At 72.2% G+C, this 17,758-nt stretch carries 15 protein-coding genes; 13 read left to right on the top strand and 2 right to left on the bottom strand.

Annotated elements, in window-relative coordinates; translation table 11 throughout:
- Positions 1–26: 26 nt before the first annotated feature.
- The 9 genes from ACFY23_RS27040 to ACFY23_RS27000 all read left to right on the top strand — a co-directional run bounded on the left by ACFY23_RS27040 (position 27) and on the right by ACFY23_RS27000 (position 12,454).
- Complete coding sequence (locus ACFY23_RS27040; protein WP_350686275.1) at positions 27–1,397, top strand: extracellular solute-binding protein; 1,371 nt, start codon at positions 27–29, stop codon at positions 1,395–1,397.
- 2 nt (positions 1,398–1,399) lie between these two features.
- The gene (locus tag ACFY23_RS27035; RefSeq protein ID WP_350686277.1) at positions 1,400–2,395 is read left to right on the top strand and encodes a sugar ABC transporter permease; all 996 of its coding nucleotides are present in this window, start codon (positions 1,400–1,402) and stop codon (positions 2,393–2,395) included.
- The gene (locus ACFY23_RS27030) at positions 2,392–3,333 is read left to right on the top strand and encodes a carbohydrate ABC transporter permease (RefSeq protein ID WP_350686278.1); all 942 of its coding nucleotides are present in this window, start codon (positions 2,392–2,394) and stop codon (positions 3,331–3,333) included. Before ACFY23_RS27035 ends, ACFY23_RS27030 begins: the two co-directional genes overlap by 4 nt.
- Before the next feature lie 7 nt (positions 3,334–3,340).
- A complete protein-coding gene (locus tag ACFY23_RS27025) occupies positions 3,341–6,250 on the top strand; it encodes a hypothetical protein (RefSeq protein WP_350686280.1) in 2,910 nt (969 codons plus the stop codon).
- Positions 6,251–6,329: 79 nt separating this feature from the next.
- On the top strand, positions 6,330–7,253 hold the full coding sequence (locus tag ACFY23_RS27020) for a 5-dehydro-4-deoxyglucarate dehydratase (protein ID WP_350685779.1): 924 nt from the start codon (positions 6,330–6,332) through the stop codon (positions 7,251–7,253).
- Entirely contained in the window at positions 7,253–7,963 is a 711-nt protein-coding gene (locus tag ACFY23_RS27015; RefSeq protein ID WP_350685780.1) for an SDR family oxidoreductase, read from the top strand. Before ACFY23_RS27020 ends, ACFY23_RS27015 begins: the two co-directional genes overlap by 1 nt.
- Positions 7,954–9,195: an enolase C-terminal domain-like protein gene (locus tag ACFY23_RS27010; RefSeq protein WP_350685781.1), complete on the top strand. Its 1,242-nt coding sequence runs from the start codon at positions 7,954–7,956 to the stop codon at positions 9,193–9,195. The genes ACFY23_RS27015 and ACFY23_RS27010 overlap by 10 nt, the downstream gene beginning before the upstream one ends.
- A gap of 84 nt (positions 9,196–9,279) precedes the next feature.
- A complete protein-coding gene (locus ACFY23_RS27005) occupies positions 9,280–9,924 on the top strand; it encodes an SGNH/GDSL hydrolase family protein (protein ID WP_350685783.1) in 645 nt (214 codons plus the stop codon).
- A 13-nt stretch (positions 9,925–9,937) separates the two neighbouring features.
- Positions 9,938–12,454 (top strand): hypothetical protein, encoded by a 2,517-nt coding sequence (locus tag ACFY23_RS27000; RefSeq protein ID WP_350685785.1) that lies wholly within the window; start codon positions 9,938–9,940, stop codon positions 12,452–12,454.
- 43 nt (positions 12,455–12,497) lie between these two features.
- Here ACFY23_RS27000 and ACFY23_RS26995 read toward each other — a convergent pair whose 3' ends face one another.
- On the bottom strand, positions 12,498–12,743 hold the full coding sequence (locus ACFY23_RS26995) for a hypothetical protein (RefSeq protein ID WP_350685786.1): 246 nt from the start codon (positions 12,741–12,743) through the stop codon (positions 12,498–12,500).
- 145 nt (positions 12,744–12,888) lie between these two features.
- Here ACFY23_RS26995 and ACFY23_RS26990 point away from each other — a divergent pair, with 145 nt between their 5' ends.
- From ACFY23_RS26990 to ACFY23_RS26980, 3 genes are all read left to right on the top strand, one after another.
- Positions 12,889–13,371 (top strand): GNAT family N-acetyltransferase, encoded by a 483-nt coding sequence (locus ACFY23_RS26990; protein WP_350685787.1) that lies wholly within the window; start codon positions 12,889–12,891, stop codon positions 13,369–13,371.
- A 55-nt stretch (positions 13,372–13,426) separates the two neighbouring features.
- A complete protein-coding gene (locus ACFY23_RS26985) occupies positions 13,427–14,071 on the top strand; it encodes a hypothetical protein (protein ID WP_350685788.1) in 645 nt (214 codons plus the stop codon).
- 131 nt (positions 14,072–14,202) lie between these two features.
- On the top strand, positions 14,203–15,525 hold the full coding sequence (locus ACFY23_RS26980; RefSeq protein ID WP_350685790.1) for a hemolysin family protein: 1,323 nt from the start codon (positions 14,203–14,205) through the stop codon (positions 15,523–15,525).
- A 32-nt stretch (positions 15,526–15,557) separates the two neighbouring features.
- On the opposite strand, the gene ACFY23_RS26975 is transcribed toward ACFY23_RS26980, so the two are convergent.
- A complete protein-coding gene (locus tag ACFY23_RS26975; protein WP_350685791.1) occupies positions 15,558–15,968 on the bottom strand; it encodes a PaaI family thioesterase in 411 nt (136 codons plus the stop codon).
- Positions 15,969–16,048: 80 nt separating this feature from the next.
- On the opposite strand from ACFY23_RS26975, the gene tyrS reads away from it, so the two are divergent.
- Positions 16,049–17,335 (top strand): tyrosine--tRNA ligase, encoded by a 1,287-nt coding sequence (gene tyrS / locus ACFY23_RS26970; protein ID WP_350685792.1) that lies wholly within the window; start codon positions 16,049–16,051, stop codon positions 17,333–17,335.
- The last annotated feature ends 423 nt before the right edge of the window (positions 17,336–17,758 follow it).

The raw sequence follows: 17,758 nt of genomic DNA, 5'->3' as shown, positions 1-17,758 counted from the left end.
TGTCTACATACGTGGACGGAGTATCAATGAGAGGGCAACCACGAATCCTCCTGGCATGTGGCGTCGTCGCGGCACTCGCGTTGCCCACGGCCGGGTGCGCGGCTGAGACCACATCAGACGCGAATGGCAAGGTCAAGATCACCGTCGCCGGGCTGTTCCCGAAGACGCAGGAGAAGAACCGCCAGGCGTTCCTCGACGAGGTGGCGGCCTTCGAGAAGGCCAACCCGAACGTCGACGTCGAGCCGACCGAGTCCAAGTGGGAAGCGAAGACCTTCGCGGCGCGGCTGGCCGGCGGCCAACTGGAGACCGTGTTCCTGGTCCCGCTGACCGAGCCGCAAGGGCTGATCAAGCGACGCCAGGTCGCCGACATCACCGAGGAGATGAAGAAGCTCCCGCACTCCGCCGACTTCGACCAGCGTGCGCTGGCGCCGGCCACCGGCCAGGACGGCAAGGTGTACGGGCTGCCCACGAGCATGTTCGCGCTCGGCCTCGTCTACAACCGGGACCTCTTCACCAAGGCCGGCCTCGACCCCGACAACCCGCCGAAGACGTGGGAGGAGGTACGCACGGCCGCCAAGGCGATCAGCGACCGGACCGGACTGCCGGGCTTCGCCCAGCCGACCACGAACAACACCGGCGGATGGACGCTGAGCGCCATCACCTACACCTACGGCGGCCAGATCCAGAAGGAGCAGGACGGCAAGTCCGTGCCGGCCTTCACCGAGGGGCCCACCCAGCGGGCGCTCGAGTGGCTGGCCGCGATGCGGTGGCAGGACAAGTCGATGGGCACCCAGCACCTGCGCAACGCCGGCGACCTCCAGCAGGACTTCGCCGCCGGAAAGATCGGCATGATGGTCGCCACGCCCAGCACCTACGGCGACCACGTCACGAAGTTCAACGGCGACCCGAAGCTGTTCGGGGTCGCGGCGCTGCCCTCGGGCGGCACGCCGGCCACCCTGACCGGCGGGTCCATGGCGGTGGTCAGCCCCAAGGCGAGCGGCGCCCAGCGCGAGGCCGCCGTGAAGTGGATCGACCACTACTACCTCCGCCCGCGCTACGACACCGCCGTCGCCGCCCAGCGGGCGCAGGCGAACGCCGCCGACAAGGTGCCGGTGGGCATGCCCCGGGTCGAGTTCTACTCGGCCGCGGTCTCCGGTCAGGTCCAGGAGGTCGAACGCAAGAGCGCGAACGTCCCGCTGGACAACTTCAAGCCGTACGAGCAGGGCGTGGGGGCGCAGCAGTTCATGACCGAACCCCCGGTCGCGGCGCAGGACCTGTACGCCGCGCTGGACACGGCCCTGCAGGCGGTGCTCACCCGGGCCGGCACCGACATCGCCGGGGAGCTGCGCAAGGCCGAGGCGAAGGCCAGGACCGCGCTGGATCGGGCGCAGCAGTGACCATGCTCAACCGTCTGGACCGGTCGTCGCCCACGACGACCGGAACCGACACCTCGCCGTCCGGGCCGGACCCGGCCCGGACGGCGGGTCGGGCGGCGTCGGCACGACGCCGGACACCCTGGAGGCGTCACCCGCGACGAGGGTCCGGGCCGGCCGCGGCACTGTTCCTGCTCCCGACGCTGCTGGTGTTCGGCCTCTTCGCCTGGTGGCCGATCGCGCGCAGCGTCCAACTGAGCATGCAGTTCACCAACCTCGTCGACCCGGCCACCTGGGTGGGGCTGGACAACTACGCGAACCTCTTCGCCGACCCGCTGTTGTGGACCACGGTGCGCAACACCGTCTGGTTCGTCGTCCTGGCACTGCTGTTCGGTTACCCGATTCCCCTGGTGATGGCCGTGGTGATCTCGGAGGTCCGGCGCCTCGGCGGCCTGTTCCGGGTGCTGGTGTACCTGCCGGTCGTCGTCCCGCCGGTGGTCGCCGTGCTCATGTGGAAGTGGTTCTACGACACCGAGTTCGGCCTGTTCAACCAGATCCTCGCCGCCGTGGGGATCGGCCCGATGCCGTGGCTCCAGTCCACCGCCACCGCCATGCCCAGCCTGGTGCTCGAGGCCACCTGGGCGCACGCCGGCAGCACGGTGCTGATCTACCTGGCCGCCCTCAGTTCCGTGCAGACCGAGCTCTACGAGGCGGCCGAGATCGACGGCGCCTCCATCTGGCGTCGGCTGTGGCACGTCACCCTTCCGCAGCTGCGCAGCGTGCTGCTCATCATGCTGCTGCTGCAGATCATCGGCACCTTCCAGGTGTTCACCGAGCCCTTCGTGCTCACCGACGGCGGGCCCGAGGACTCGACCCTGACCGTCCTGCTGCTGATCTACCGGTACGCGTTCATCAACGGCGACTTCGGCATGGCCACCGCGCTGAGTGTCCTGCTGGCCGCGGCGCTCGCGTTGCTGTCCGCGGTCTACCTGCGCCTGACCCGCAAGTGGAGCACGACATGACGGCCAGCACCGGAACCTCGTCCCCGCCGGCCACCCGTCCCGCGCGCCGGCGCCGGCCCCCGACCGACGGGCGCGGCCTGATCTCGCACACCGACCGCAACCGTCCGCTGGTGCGCTGGACACTTCGCGTCGTCCAGGTCGTGTTCCTGGTCGGTGCGGTGATCGTCGGGCTCGGCCCGCTGCTGTGGACGGCCAAGGGCGCCATCTCGCCCACCCAGGAGATGCTGCAGGACCCGCTGCGGCTGTGGCCGTCGACGCCGCAGTGGGGGACCGTCGCCTCCGCCTGGGTGGAGCTGCGGGTCGGGCACTACCTGCTCAACACCGTGGTGCTGGTGGCCGGGTCGTGGCTGGTGCAGCTCGTCGTGGCGACCACCGGCGCGTACGCGCTGTCGGTCCTGCGCCCCCGCTATGGCCGGTACGTCTACGCGGCGGTGCTCGCCACGCTGTTCATTCCGGGCACCGTGTCCCTGGTCGCCCTCTACCTGACGGTGCTGGACCTACCGGTCACCGGCGGATCCCTCGCCAACACGCCGTGGGCGGTCTGGCTGCCCGCCGGCGCCCACGCCTTCAACGTCCTGATCATGAAGCAGTTCTTCGACGCGCTGCCGCGCGAGCTGTTCGAGGCCGCGCAGGTCGACGGCGCCGGGCCGGTCCGCCTCTTCTGGCGGATCGTCCTGCCGATGTCCCGGCCGATCCTGGCCGTCGTCTCACTCCTGACGATCATGGGCGCCTGGAAGGAGTTCCTCTGGCCGATGATCGCCATCTCCGACACCGAACGCCAGCCGTTGGCCGTCGCGCTGCCCCGGCTGGCCGAGGTGGCCGAGCAGAACCAGGTGATCGCCGGCATGTTCATCGCCACCGTCCCGCCGCTCCTGCTCTTCCTGGTCTTCCAGCGCCACGTCGTCCGTGGCATCGGCTTCACCGGCCTGAAGGGGTGACATCGCCATGACCAAGAAGGCTGTCCGTCTGGTCCTCGCGCTCGTTCCGGCGCTGGTCGTCCCGCTCCTCGCGGCGCCGTCCGCCCAGGCGGACACCACCCGCATCACCACCGGCAGTTACGTCTACGACCAGCCCACCAACGGCGGTGCGGCGAGCGACCTCGGCAAGCGAGAGCTGATCCCGTACGCGCAGGGCGCCCTGGGCGACGCCTCGCCCACCACCACCGCCCAGTGGATCGGTGACGGGAAGCTGCCGTACAAGGAGGTCTCCGTCGTCCTCGACCTGCACCGCGACCACCCGTTGGGGCAGATCACGCTGGCCAGCAACGCCCCCAACCGCTACTACGGCATCAAGTCGTTCTCCATCCGCACCCGGGCCGAGGCGGAGCCCGACTTCACCACCGTGCACGCGCAACCCTGGTACGGCACGGCCAGCCCGCTGCCGCAGGGCACGCCGCTGAACAACACCGTGTCGGTGGACCTCGGTGACCGCCGGGCGCGATTCGTCATCATCAGGCTCACCCGGGTGCACGAGTGGCAGCACATCCCGCTCACCGAGGTGACCGTCACGGCCGGCGCCGGCGAGCCGGGGTCCGACCCGGTCCCGCCGCTGACCGCCGACCAGCTTCGCGCCGAGATCGCCAAGCCGGTCAAGCAGGTGCCCCGGCCGGGCATGGTCGACGTCGGCAACTACTACGCCAGCGCCCGGCCCGACGACGGCGCCCCGGACAACACCGGCGGCCTCACCGGCTTCCTCTACGGCCAACTGTTCAACCGGGACGCCGCAAGCGGCGCGGGATGGCGGGGCCGGGCGGACGCGCCGAAGAACGTCACCGTCGTCTTCGACCTGCTCAACGACTTCCCGCTGGACCGCATCAGGATCTTCAGCCGGGCCCCGAACCAGTTCTGGGGCTTCGACGAGATCAACGTGACCTACCGCGACGAGGCCAGCGCCACCTACCGCGTCGCCGCCCGTGCCAGTCGCGCCCGAACCGAGCTGGACCACCAGCTCGACATCCCGATGGCGAACGCGAAGGCCCGGTTCGTGCGGATCGAGATGGTCCGGCAGAACCAGTACCTGCACCTCCCGCTCTCCGAGATCGAGTTCGTCCGGGGCTCCGGGCCGGTCGGCGCGGATCCCGGCCCGCCGCTGACGGTCGCCGGCATGCAGCAGGAGCTGACCCGGTACACCCGGCTCGCCGACCAGTACGGCCAGTACCTCTACCAGGACTGGCCCGGCAAGGTCACCTCCGACGAGCAACTGCGCCAGGAGCACCGCGACGAGGCGGCGCGGCTGGCCGACGTACGGCTCGACACCGCCACGTACGACCGCTACGGCGGCGTCAAGGCCCTGGGCAGGTACGACTCCGAGGGCTTCTTCCGGCTGAAGAAGATCGACGGCAAGTGGTGGTTCGTCACCCCCGACGGGCACCTGTTCTTCCTCAAGGGCGTCGACTCCGTCTCGTACGACGAGTGGGGCTACGGGACCCTCTACAAGAACCCCGACGGCAGCCCGCGCGACGTGTTCGACGCGCTGCCCGACCCGCGGCTCTACCCCGGCGCGTACGCCACCACCGAGCGGGGACACGTCGTCAGCTTCGTCAAGGCCAACCTGGCCCGCAAGTACGGCCCGGACTACGGCGACGCGTGGCGCGACATCACGACCAGGCGCCTCGTGGACTGGGGATTCAACGCACTGAGCAAGTGGGCGGCCGACCCGGACCTGGAGTTCCCGCACATCGACCAGATCTCCGCGCCCCCGGACGCCACCCGGGTGCTGTGGGGCATCGACCCGTTCGACCCCGACTTCCGCGCCAAGCTCGACCGGCACATCGACATCAAGGACAAGAAGAACGACCGCTGGTTGATCGGGTACTTCTTCGACAACGAGCGGGGCTGGAACCGCGACGTCGTCGCCGAGGCGCTCCGCAGGGACGCGAGCCTGCCGGCCAAGCGGGCGTTCGTCACCTACCTGGAGGAGGCGTACGGCGGGGACCTCGCCCGGGTCAACGCGATGCTGGGGACGGACGCCGCGTCCTTCGCCGCGCTCGCCGACCTGCCGCTCGACGTGGCCCGGGTGCCGACCACGGACGTCAACGCCTTCGTCACCCGGGCGTCGCAGCTCTACTACGGCACGATCCGGGCGGCGATCCGCAGCCAGGACCCGCACCACCTCTTCCTCGGATCCGCGCTGGTGCCGACCTGGCGGACGAGCCTGGAATGGAACGTCGGCGGCCTGGCCAGCCTGGACGCGATCTCGCTCGACGTGTACGGCGACAACGCCAGCTACCTGGCCGAGTACGAGCCGTACGACAAGCCGGTGCTCAACCTGGAGTACTCCTTCAACACCCACGACCGGGGCATGCGCGCCATCAACGCGGCGGCCCGGACGGCCACCGTCGCCGAGCGCGGGACGAAGTACCGCTCCTTCGTCGAGGCGCAGGCCGCGAGCCCGGTCTTCGTCGGCTCCGGCTGGTTCGTCTACTACGACCAGGCCGTCACCGGTCGCCCCGGCGACGGGGAGAGCTTCAACTTCGGCCTGCTCAACCAGCAGGACCAGCCGTACACCGCGATGACCGACGTCATGGACAGCACCAACGACACGGTGGAACTCGTGCACCTGCTCGGCTCCACGGACCTGAGCGCCGCGACGGTCGCGGCGACCATCCAACGGCTGCAACCGGTGCGTCGGGAGTCGACGCGGCTGGCGATGCCGGAGAGATCGGACCGGTTCACCGTCTCGATCGTCTCCAGCAGCCGGCCGGACGTCGTCGACCTGTCCGGCGCGGTGCGCCACCGACCGGCCCCGACCACGGTGCGCCTGGTGCTGCGCGTGACGAGGATCGACGACGGCTCCACCGCCGTCACCGCCCCGCTGGCCGTCCGGGTCGCCGGCACCCGGACCGGCCCGAACTGACCCCGGCGGCTGCCGGGGCGCCGGCCACCCGCCCCGGCAGCCGCCACCGACACCCCCGCACGACTCGAAGGGAACGCCGTTGACTGGCACCGCGCTAGATGGAGTGATGTCCTTCCCGGTCACCGCCTTCCACCCGGACGGCGCGTTGAACCTCGCCGCGTACGGGGCCCACGTCGCCGACCAGGTGGCTGCCGGGCCGTCGGCGGTCTTCGTGGCCTGCGGTACGGGGGAGTTCTTCTCCCTCGACCTCGAGGAGTACGGCCACGTCGTCCGCGCGGCCGTGGAGGCCGCCACCGGCACCGTGCCGGTCTTCGCCGGCGTCGGCTACGGCACCAGGCTGGCGATCCGGCTCGCCCGGGTGGCGCAGGAGGCCGGCGCGCAGGGCCTGCTCATCCTGCCTCCGTACCTGGTCCGGGCGCCGCAGGACGGGCTCGTGGCGCACTACCGCGCGGTGGCCGCCGCCACCGACCTGCCGGCCATCGTCTACCAGCGCGACAACGTCCGCCTGACCCCCGAGGCGGCGGCGGAACTGGTCGCGGTGCCCAACGTCATCGGTCTGAAGGACGGCCTCGGCGACCTCGACCTGATGCAGCGGATCACCGGCGCGATCCGCGACGCCCGCCGGCACGACCCGTCGATCGCCGACCCGGTGCTGCTCAACGGGCTGCCCACGGCGGAGATGACGGCGCTGGCCTACTGGGGGATCGGCGTCCGGTCGTACTCCAGCGCGGTGTTCTGCTTCGCCCCGGACATCGCGCTCGCCTTCAACAAGGCCCTGCGCGCCGGCGACACGGACCTCGTCGAGGCGTACCTCGACGGCTTCTTCCGGCCGCTGGTGGAACTGCGCTCCCGCGGCGCCGGCTACGCCGTCTCGCTCGTCAAGGCCGGCGTCCGGCTGGCCGGCGCCGACGTCGGCCCGGTGCGCCACCCGCTGACCGACCCGCCGCCCGAACACGTGCGGCAGTTGCGGGACATCATCGCGGCGGGGCGGGTGATCGGGTGATGGCCGGCCTGACGTACGACTTCGCCGGCGCCCGGGTGCTCGTCACCGGAGCCGCCGGGCTGCTCGGCGGCGCCTGCGCCCGCGCCTTCCGCGACGCCAAGGCCGACGTCGTCGCCACCGACCGCAGGCCCGCGGAGATTCCCGGCGCCACGGTCGTCCTCGGCGACCTCACCCACGAGTCGTTCCTGGACCGGCTCCACGCCGAGGCGGGCCCGCTCGACATCCTCGTCAACTGCGCGGCGATCACGCACCGGCTGATGGACTTCTGCGACACCACCGGCGCCATGCTCGACGAGCAGTACGCCGCCAACCTGCGGCCCGTGCACGGCCTGTCCGCCCGGGCGGCCCGCGACTGGCGGCAGCTCGGCCGGGGCGGCGTGATCGTCAACTTCTCCTCGCCGGGCGCCACCCGGGCGCATCCCGACCAGAGCCTCTACGACGCGACCAAGGGCGCCATCGAGGCGTTGAGCCGCGCCATGGCGGTCGAACTCGGCCCGTACGGCATCCGCGTCAACTGCGTCGCACCGGCGTCCATCGGCTCGGCCGGCGACATCCGGCAGGACGCGCCCCTGCGCGACGCCGTCACCCCCACCGACGTCAGCGACGCGGTGCTCTTCCTCGCCTCACCCGCCGCCCGACGCATCACCGGCACCGTACTCGTCGTCGACTCCGGACTCTCGGCCCAACTGAGGACCCCGTCATGCGCGTGACCGATGTCGTCATCACCCCCGTCGCCTTCCGGGACCCCCCGCTGCTCAACGCCGTCGGGGTGCACCAGCCGTACGCCCTCCGCACGGTGATCGAGGTCAACACCGCGGACGGCGTCACCGGCCTCGGCGAGACCTACGGGGACGCGCCGGTGGTGGCCGGGCTGCGGGACCTCGCCGCCCGGATGCCCGGCCTCGACGTGTTCGACCTGGCCGGGCTGCGCCGGCTGGTACGGCAGACGTCCGCCGCCGGGTCCGCCCGGTCCCCACTCGACGGACGGTCGAGGGCGGCCCAGGTGCTGTACTCCGCCTTCGAGGTGGCCCTGCTCGACGCCCAGGGCAAGGCGCTCGGCAGGCCGGTGGTCGACCTGCTCGGCGGGCGGTTCCGCGACGAGGTCCCCTACAGCGCCTACCTGTTCTACAAGTGGGCCGCCCACCCCGGCGGACCCGAGGACGACTGGGGGCCGGCGCTCGACGCCGAGAGCATCGTCGCGCAGGCCAAGCGCATGGTGGCGGAGTACGGATTCACCGCGATCAAGCTCAAGGCCGGCGTCCTCGCCCCACGGCAGGAGTGCGAGGCGATCCACGCGCTGGCCGACGCGTTCCCCGGCCTACCCCTGCGGATCGACCCGAACACCGCCTGGTCCGTGCCGACCTCCATCGAGGTGAGTCGGCGACTCGCCGGCGTGCTGGAGTACCTGGAGGACCCCACGCCCGGCATCGCGGGCATGGCGGCGGTGGCGGCCCAGGCCGAGATGCCGTTGGCGACGAACATGTGCGTCGTCGCCCGCGAGCACCTGCCGCCGGCGGTGGCGCAACGCGCGGTCGGCGTGCTGCTCTCCGACCACCACTTCTGGGGCGGGCTGCGCCACACCCAGCAGCTCGGCGAACTCTGCGACACGTTCGGCATCGGGCTGTCCATGCACTCCAACAGCCATCTCGGGATCAGCCTCGCCGCGATGACCCACGTGGCGGCCGCTACCGAGCACCTGACGTACGCGTGCGACACCCACTTCCCGTGGAAGACCGAGGACGTGGTCGAGCCGGGCCCGCTGCGCTTCGAGGACGGCTCCGTACGGGTGCCCTCCGCCCCCGGCCTCGGCGTCACAATCGACCGGGACGCGCTCGCCAGGCTGCACGAGCAGTGGCGCCACAGCGGCATCCGCACCCGCGACGACGTCACCCCGATGCGGGCGGTGCATCCGGAGTGGACCGGCTCCCTGCCCCGATTCTGACCGGCCGACCCCTCAGCCGAGCATGCGTACGATCGCCCCTGCCCGGCTCCGACACCGGCCTACGCGAAGCAACGGAGGAACGTGATGACAGTGGAGATTCCACCCGGCGGACGGGTGCTGTTCATCGGCGACAGCATCACCGACGTGGGACGCGACCGCGAGCGGTCCGACGACCTCGGTGGCGGATACGCCATGATGGCCTCGGCCTGGTTCACCGCCCGGCACCCGCAGCGGGCCGTCACCTTCCTCAACCGGGGCATCAGCGGCGACCGGGTCCGCGACCTGCGCGCCAGGTGGGATGACGACTGCCTGCGGCTCGCGCCGCACGTGGTGTCGGTGCTCATCGGCATCAACGACACCTGGCGCCGGTACAGCGCCGACGACCCCACCACCGTCGAGGAGTTCGAACGCGACTACCGGCACATCCTCGACCTGACCCGGCGGCGGCTCGACGCCGCCCTCATCCTGATCGAGCCCTTCCTGCTCCCGCTCGACGACGCGCAGCGGGCCTGGCGGGAGGACCTCGGGCCGAAGGTCGACGTGGTGCGCAAACTGGCCGTCGACTTCGACGCGACGTTGGTGACGGTGGAGCACCTGTTCGGCGCCGGAACGGTCGACGAGCGGGTCTGGACGGCGGACGGCGTGCACCTCACGCAGCCGGGTCACGCGCTGCTGGCCCAGCAGTGGCTGCGGGCGGTCACCGCCGGGGACCCGGCAACCGCCCGGTGACGATCCGCGAACGGTGACGGTGGGACCACGGATGTTCGCCGACGACTTCTCCACCGGGCTCGCCGGTTGGCGGGCGCTGACGGGATCGCTGAGCGAGTGGACGACGACCAGCGCGGAGTTCACCTACGTCTCGGTCGACAGCCGCGCGCAACCGTCGGGCCGCTACCTCACGCCGGTGTCGTCCGTGGTCCTGCCCGACGCGTACGAGCTGCGCGCCCGCGTCCGGGTGGAGGCCGTCACCGACTCGCCCACCGTCTCGCTGCTGACCGACCTCCGGCAGCCACACGCCCTCACCCGCGACAACCTCGCCGCGCAGCTGGCCGGTTGGTCCGCAGTGCAGATCTCCCGCCCGCTGACGACGACCCTCTGCCGGGGCGCCGCCCCGTTGCGGCAGGGCGAGTGGCACGAGCTGGTCATCCGACGGGCCGGCAACATCTCGGTGGTGGAGGTCGACGCCCAGCGCGTGGCGGTCGTCGAGTCGCCGGCCGCGGGCGGCACCATCGGGCTCGGCGTCCACCACGCGCGGGCGTCGTTCGCCGCGGTCGCGGTCACCGCGCTACCCGGTGTGCCCGCCGGCCACCCCACCACCGCGTCGGGCTGCTCCTGGACGGGGCCCGGTGAGCCCGACGTCGACCAGCCCGTCCTGGCCAACCAGAGCGGCTACAACCTCGGCCAGACCAAGCGGTTCACCGCCCCACGTGCCGCCGACGGCGACCGGTTCCGCGTCGTCGACGCCGCCGGGGGCATCCGGCACGAAGGCACGGTGCACGGTCAGGTCGGCGACTTCACCGCCTTCGATCCCGTGGACACGGGCCCGTACACCCTGGTGGTCGAAGGGGCGGCCGGGGTCGGCCGGTCCGTGCCCTTCGGCATCGGCGCGGACTGGATGGAGCGGGTGTCCTACCGCAGAGCGATCGGGTTCATGACCGACGCGCGGTGCTACCACGGCGACTTCAGCAGGATGACCTACGGCGGCACCGACCCGGAGAACTGCTACCTCGGCGTCGGCTGGCGCGACTCCCACCAGATGTCCTTCGAGCTGCCGTCCCTGGTCGACATGTACCTGGCCAACCCGTCGGCGTTCGCCCAGATCAAGGATCCCGACGCCCGCTACGTGGGGCTGCCGGCGCAACTGCCGGCGGACACCCCGGAGATCGTCCGGCTGATCCACTGGGCCGTCGAGGTGTACCTCGGCGGGCGGGTCAACCACACCCTGCTCAAGGAGCAGCTCGCCGCCTTCCTCTACGCCTACCCCTGGCTGGCCGACCACATCCCGCGCGAGGTCTACGAGCGGGCGCGCGACTACCTCTTCCCGATCTGGGACGACGAGGCGAAGGACCGCTTCGCCTGGTACGACACCACCCCCCACACCGCCGACCTGCTGCAGGTCTACACCCAGGTCGGCTCCGGCAAGGGCGAGCTGCCGCCCGGCCACTCCGTCTGGCCGAACGTCATGATGTACGAGGTCGCCCGGCGGGAGGGCCGCGCGGACGCCGACCGGTACCTGGCCGCCGCCCGGGCCCAGGCGACGTGGCTGGTCGAACACCTCGACGTCGCCGACCCCACCGTCACCAAGGGCCAACGGCAGGGGGAGCACCACCTGATCACCGGCCTCGCCCGGCTCCTCGAGCGGCACCCCGACCAGGCGCCGCCCGGCACCAGGGACTTCGTCCGCAACTGGGCCGAGGTCGTGGCGGAACGCTCGGACAACCTGTGGGACTTCCGCAGGTACTCCGCGGACCGGTGGACCATCCCGTCGTTCACCGGCGGCGGCTCGGCCAGCGACCCCAACGAGACCGGCAACGTCGCCGGCTTCGCCGCCCCGGCGCTCGCCGCCGCGCGCGTGCTCGGCGACGACCCCCTCGCGGCCCGGCTGCGGCAGCTCGCGGTCGCCCACGTGGACAACATCTTCGGCCGCAATCCCACCGGCCGGCACGCCTCGCACCGGGGCGCGACCCCGCAGTGGGGCTTCGAAGGCGTGGAGCGCGGCTGGTTCTCCGAGTTCCAGGGCGGGGCCGGCCGCCTCCAGGGCTGCCGCGGGGTGCTCGACGGCAGCCCCAAGGACGCCCACTACCCGTACCACCCGGGCGTGGGCGACATCGGCCACTCCGAGGGCTGGGTCACCTGCAACGCCGCCTGGAACGTGGCCCTGGCGTGGCGGGCGGTCGACGCGACCACCGTGCGGGTCGTCGACGCCGCCGGCACGCCACGGGACCGGGTGCCCGAGGGGACCCGCGCGGCCGTCCGGCTGACCGCTCCGCTCAACCTCGACGTCGCCGCGCTGAACCGGGCAGAGGTCCACGTCCGCGTCGGCGAGCGTGCCCCGCGACGCCTCGTGGCCGTGCAGGACGCTCCGAACGCCACCACGTACACCGCGGAACTGGACCTGGCCGCGCTCGGCGCCACCCTCGGCGACACCGTCACCGTCTCATACGGCTTCGGCTACTTCGCCCACGAGACCACCGTCAGCGTCACCGCACCGCCCGCCCGCGGCCTGCCGTCGCCGAGTTTGCCCGGGCCGGCGGAGTGAGCGTCGAAGCGGCCGGACCGAGCCGCGCCACGGACGCTGCCCGCTAAGCGTCGCCGGTAGGGCGCTCGCGCACGACCAGCTCGTCGATCTCCAGCCGGCCGATGCGCAACTCCCGCACGACCGCCCGGCGGATCGCCAGCCGCCCGATCGCCAGCGCGCCGACGGCGACGGCCCCGACGGCCAGCGCGCCCACGGCAAGCGCCCCGAGCGACGCCGCGCCCGCCGCCCGCGCCCCCGCCGCGCCGACGGGCGTCCCGACCGCCCGCGCGCCCCGTACCGCTCGTGTCATCCGCCCATTGTCCGTGCGGCGCCGGCCCCACGGGCCCGAATCGGCGCCCCGCCGGGGCCCGCGCCCGCCCCGCGCGATCGGGACGGCCGGACCGGGCGTGACGCCGAGATCCGCGATGTCACCGCCCGGCCCTATCCTCGGGCCCGTGACCGCCGACCTGCGCCTGCGCCCCGTACGCGACGACGACCTGCCCCACTTCTTCGACCACGAGCAGGACGTCGAGGCCAACTGGATGGCCGCCTTCGGCCCGGAGGACCCGACCGACCGGGCGCGGTTCGACGCGCACTGGCGCCGGGTCCGCGCCGACGAGCGGATCGTCGCCCGCACGGCCGTCGTCGACGACGAGGTGGTCGGCCACGTGATCGCCTTCCCGGTCGACGACAAGACCGAGGTCAGCTACTGGATCGACCCGCGCCGCTGGGGCCGGGGCCACGCCACCGCCGCGCTCGCCGCCCTGCTGCGCGAGCTGCCCCAGCGGCCCGTGCACGCCCGCGCCGCCAAGGACAACCGCGCCTCGCTCGCCGTGCTGCGCAAGTGCGGCTTCGTCGTCACGGGCGAGGACAGGGGGTACGCCAACGGCCGTGGCGCCGAGGTGGAGGAGTGGGTGCTGGAGCTCGCCGACCGCTGAACCGGCCCCGCCGCCCGTCGAGCGGGCAGACCACGGTGACCACTACTCTCGCGGGGTGAACTGGCTGGAACTCGTCGGCTGGGCCGGCTCAGCGCTGCTGGTCTGGTCGCTGCTGCAGACGCGCATCCTCCGGCTGCGTGCCCTGAACCTGCTCGGATGTCTGATCCTGATCGGCTACAACGCCGCGGTGCAGGTCTGGCCGATGGTCGGCCTGAACGTCGTGCTGGCCGTGATCAACGTCTGGTACCTGCGCGCCATGCTCGCCACCCGCCACGACGAGGCGACCTACCAGGTGGTCGAGGTCGGCGTGGACGACCAGTTCCTCGCCCACACGCTGCGCGTCCACGGCGCCGACATCGCCCGCTTCAACCCCGGCTTCCGCTGGCCGCCCGGCACCTCCGCCGAGCGCTCCGCCTTCCTCGTGCTGCGGGCCGACGAGGTGGTCGGCGTGGTGCTGTCGCACGCCGAGCCCGACGGCGTGGCGCAGGTCGACCTCGACTACGTCACCCGGCGGTTCCGGGACTTCACCCCGGGCGAGTTCGTCTACCGGCGCAGCCGCCTCTTCACCGACCGGGGGTTCCGCCGGGTGGTCACCCCGCCCGGCATGCTCGCCCCCTACTACCACCGGCTCGGCTTCCGCCCCGAGGGCCGCTCGTACGTGCTCGACCTGCCGACCCCGCCGGTCGCCGAGCGAGCCTGACCACTTCCCGGGCCGGCCGAGGATTCACCGGCCGGCCCGGTGGGCACAGACTGGCCTACGCCGGCCGGGGCCTTCGGCCGGCGGTGCCGGTCGGGCCGACGGGCACCGGTGGTGCGTGAGGAGAGCCGGGCGTGCAGAGCATCTGGAGCCAACTGGCCCTGGTCGGTGTCCTGGTCGTCCTCAACGCGCTGTTCGCGGGCAGCGAGATGGCGCTGGTCTCGCTGCGGGACAGCCAGATCCAGCGGCTGGAACGCACCAGCCGCGCCGGCCGGGTGCTGGCCCGCCTCGCCAAGGACCCGAACCGGTTCCTGGCCACCATCCAGATCGGCATCACCCTCGCCGGCTTCCTGGCCTCGGCCGCGGCGGCGGTGTCGCTGGCCAGGCCCCTGGTGCCGCTGCTCGGCGCGCTGGGCGGCGCCGCGGAGACCGTCGCCATCGTGGTGGTCACCCTTGCGCTGACCTTCGTCACCCTGGTCTTCGGGGAGCTGGCCCCCAAGCGGATCGCCATGCAGGCCGCCGAGCGGTGGGCGCTGGTGGTGGCCCGCCCGCTGGACCTGCTGGCCACCCTCACCCGGCCGGCCGTCTGGGCTCTCGGCGCCACCAGCGACCTGGTCGTACGCCTGGTCGGGCTCAACCCGAGGCACGAGCCCGACGAGATCGGCCCCGACGAGCTGCGGGACATCGTCGCCGGCAACCACGGCTTCACCAAGGAGCAGCGGACGATCATCGCCGGGGCGGTGGAGATCGCCGACCGCCAACTGAAGGCGGTGCTCGTACCCCGGTTGCAGGTCTTCACGCTCGACAGCGGGACCACCGCGGAGGCCGCGCGGCTGCTGCTGGCGGCCACGGGCCACTCCCGGGCGCCGGTGGTCCGGCACGGCGGCCTGGACGACGCGGTCGGGGTGATCCACCTGCGCGACCTCGTCGGCGTCTGCGACGACCGGCCGGTCGACGAGTGCGCCCGCCCGCCGATGCTGCTGCCGGACTCGTTGCCGGTGGTCGACGCGCTGCGCCAGTTCAAGGCCGAGCGGCAGCACATCGCCCTGGTGGTCGACGAGCGGGGCGCGGTCGACGGGATCGTCACCCTCGAGGACATCCTGGAGGAGATCGTCGGGGAGATCTACGACGAGACCGACCGGGACGTGCGTGCCGTGTACACCGAGCCGGACGGCGCCATGCTGCTCCCCGGCACCTTCCCGGTGCACGACCTCACCGACGTCGGGGTCGAGCTGCCGGACCGCCCCGGCGGCGACTACACCACCATCGCGGGCCTGGTGCTCGCCTGCCTCGGACACATCCCCACCGTCGCGGGGGAGAGCGTCACCGTGGACGGCTGGGAGCTGGAGGTGGCCCGCATCGACCACCGCGCGATCACCCGCGTCCGGCTGCGCCGGCCGGCCGCGCCGACGCCCGACGACGCCGGCGAGCCGGTGCTGGACGAGGCCCGCGGCTGAGTCGCCGCCGCCCCTGGTGGCCGGGGTACGGGTCAGGCGGGGGAGAGATTCTGCAGTCGCACCTGGCCGCGGGCCACGAGCCGGGCGTCGGCGTCGGTGATCTCCACCTGCCAGAGCTGTTGGCTGCGCCCCCGGTGTACGGGGGTGCCCACGGCGGTCAGCTCGCCGTCGCGGACCGCGCGCAGGAAGTCGGTCTGGTTCGCCACGCCGACGACCCGCCCCCGGTCGCCCAGCCACACCGACCCGCCGACGCTGGCCGCGGTCTCGACCACCGAGCAGTACACGCCGCCGTGCTGGATCCCGAACGGCTGGTGCAGCTCGGGACGGACCTGCCAGCGGATCACGACGCGATCCCCGCTGACCTCGTCGAACTTGAGGCCGAGCAGGGCGACGAAGCCGCCCGTCAGATCCGGCATGTCCACGGCGTTCCCCTTCCCGATCATGACGGCGCCAGCCTACGCCGCCGCCCCGCTGGGCAAACCCGCTACGGCAGGCACCCGGTCATGGGGAAGAATGGGTGACCGTGACCGACAGCAGCCTCCCGCCGCCCGGGCGGGACTCCCTGACCGATGACCTGCGGTGGCGCGGCCTGATCCAGGACTCCACCAACCTCGACGAGCTGCGCACGCTGCTCGACGGCGGTGCCGCCACCTACTACGTGGGTTTCGACCCGACCGCGCCGAGCCTGCACGTCGGCCACCTCATGCAGGTCACCACGGCCCGTCGGCTCCAGCTCGCCGGGCACCGGCCGCTGCTGCTCGTCGGCGGCGCGACCGGCCAGATCGGCGACCCGAAGGAGAGTGCCGAGCGGACCCTCAACCCACCCGAGGTGGTCGCCGGCTGGGTGGCCCGGATCCACGACCAGCTCGCCCCCTTCGTCTCGTACGAGGGCGAGAACGCCGCGCAACTGGTCAACAACCTCGACTGGACCGGCGAGATGTCGGTGGTCGAGTTCCTCCGCGACGTGGGCAAGCACTTCCCGGTCAACAGGATGCTGGCCCGGGAGGTGGTCAAGGCGCGGCTGGAGAGCGGGATCAGCTTCACCGAGTTCAGCTACCAGCTGCTCCAGGCCAACGACTTCCTCGAGCTGCACCGCCGGCACGGCTGCCAGCTCCAGTTCGGCGGCTCCGACCAGTGGGGCAACATCGCCGCCGGGGTGGACTACATCCGCCGGCGTGGCGCTGGCCCGGTGCAGGCGTTCACCACCCCGCTGGTCACGAAGTCGGACGGGACGAAGTTCGGCAAGACCGAGGGCGGCGCCATCTGGCTCGACCCCGAGATGACCAGCCCGTACGCGTTCTACCAGTTCTGGGTCAACGTCGACGACCGGGACGTGAGCCGCTACCTGCGCTACTTCAGCTTCCGCTCCCGGGAGGAACTGGAGGCGCTGGAGAAGGAGACGGCGGAGCGGCCGGCCGCCCGGGCGGCACAGCGGGCGCTCGCCGAGGAGCTGACCACGCTCGTGCACGGCGAGCGGGAGATGGCGCAGGCGGTCGCCGCCAGCCAGGCGCTCTTCGGCCGGGGCTCGCTGGAGGAGCTCACGCCGGCGACGCTGCGCGCCGCGCTGACGGAGGCCGGCCTCGTCCACCTCGACGAGCTGCCCGACGTCGCCGGGCTCCTGCGCGACTCCGGGCTGGTCCCGAGCCTGAAGGAGGCCCGCCGGGTGATCGCCGAGGGCGGCGCCTACGTCAACAACAGCCGGGTCACCGAGACCGACGCCACCGTGGGCCCCGAGGACCTGCTGCACGGCCGTTACCTGGTGCTGCGCCGCGGCAAGCGGTCGTTCGCCGGGGTCGAGCTGCGCGGCTAGCCGTACGCCCGGCCAGTGTGACGGGCGACGCCCCCGGCGGATTTGACGATCAATCCGCCGGGGGCGTAACTTTCTCTCTGCCAGCGCGGAACGGACGAAAAGGGCGAAAGTCCTGGAGGCCGGAGCGCGGGAATGAGCTTCCGGTTCGAGGGTTGCACCCTTCGGACCCGGGGCCGGGCGGTGCCCCGGATTCGCCGCGAGGCGGATTTGGCGAGGCGGAGCCGACCGGGTAAGGTTCGACGCCGGCAGGAAACCGGGCGAGTTCGCGGGAGACCGTGGCGGCCGGTCTGTCGGAAGCTGCGATCTGAAACGGCGGAAGCCGGTTGGGTCGTGGTGCCCGGAAATCGGGTTGAAGTGGTGTGGATCGCGAGAGAGCGGTTTGACACGGCGGAAACCGGCGGGTAACGTAGTAAAAGTGCCCGG

This window comes from Micromonospora sp. NPDC000121 (assembly GCF_042899165.1).
GTDB lineage: Bacteria > Actinomycetota > Actinomycetes > Mycobacteriales > Micromonosporaceae > Micromonospora.
Note: the sequence above shows the minus strand (reverse complement) of the source record. Positions and strands in the feature narration are given on the sequence as shown.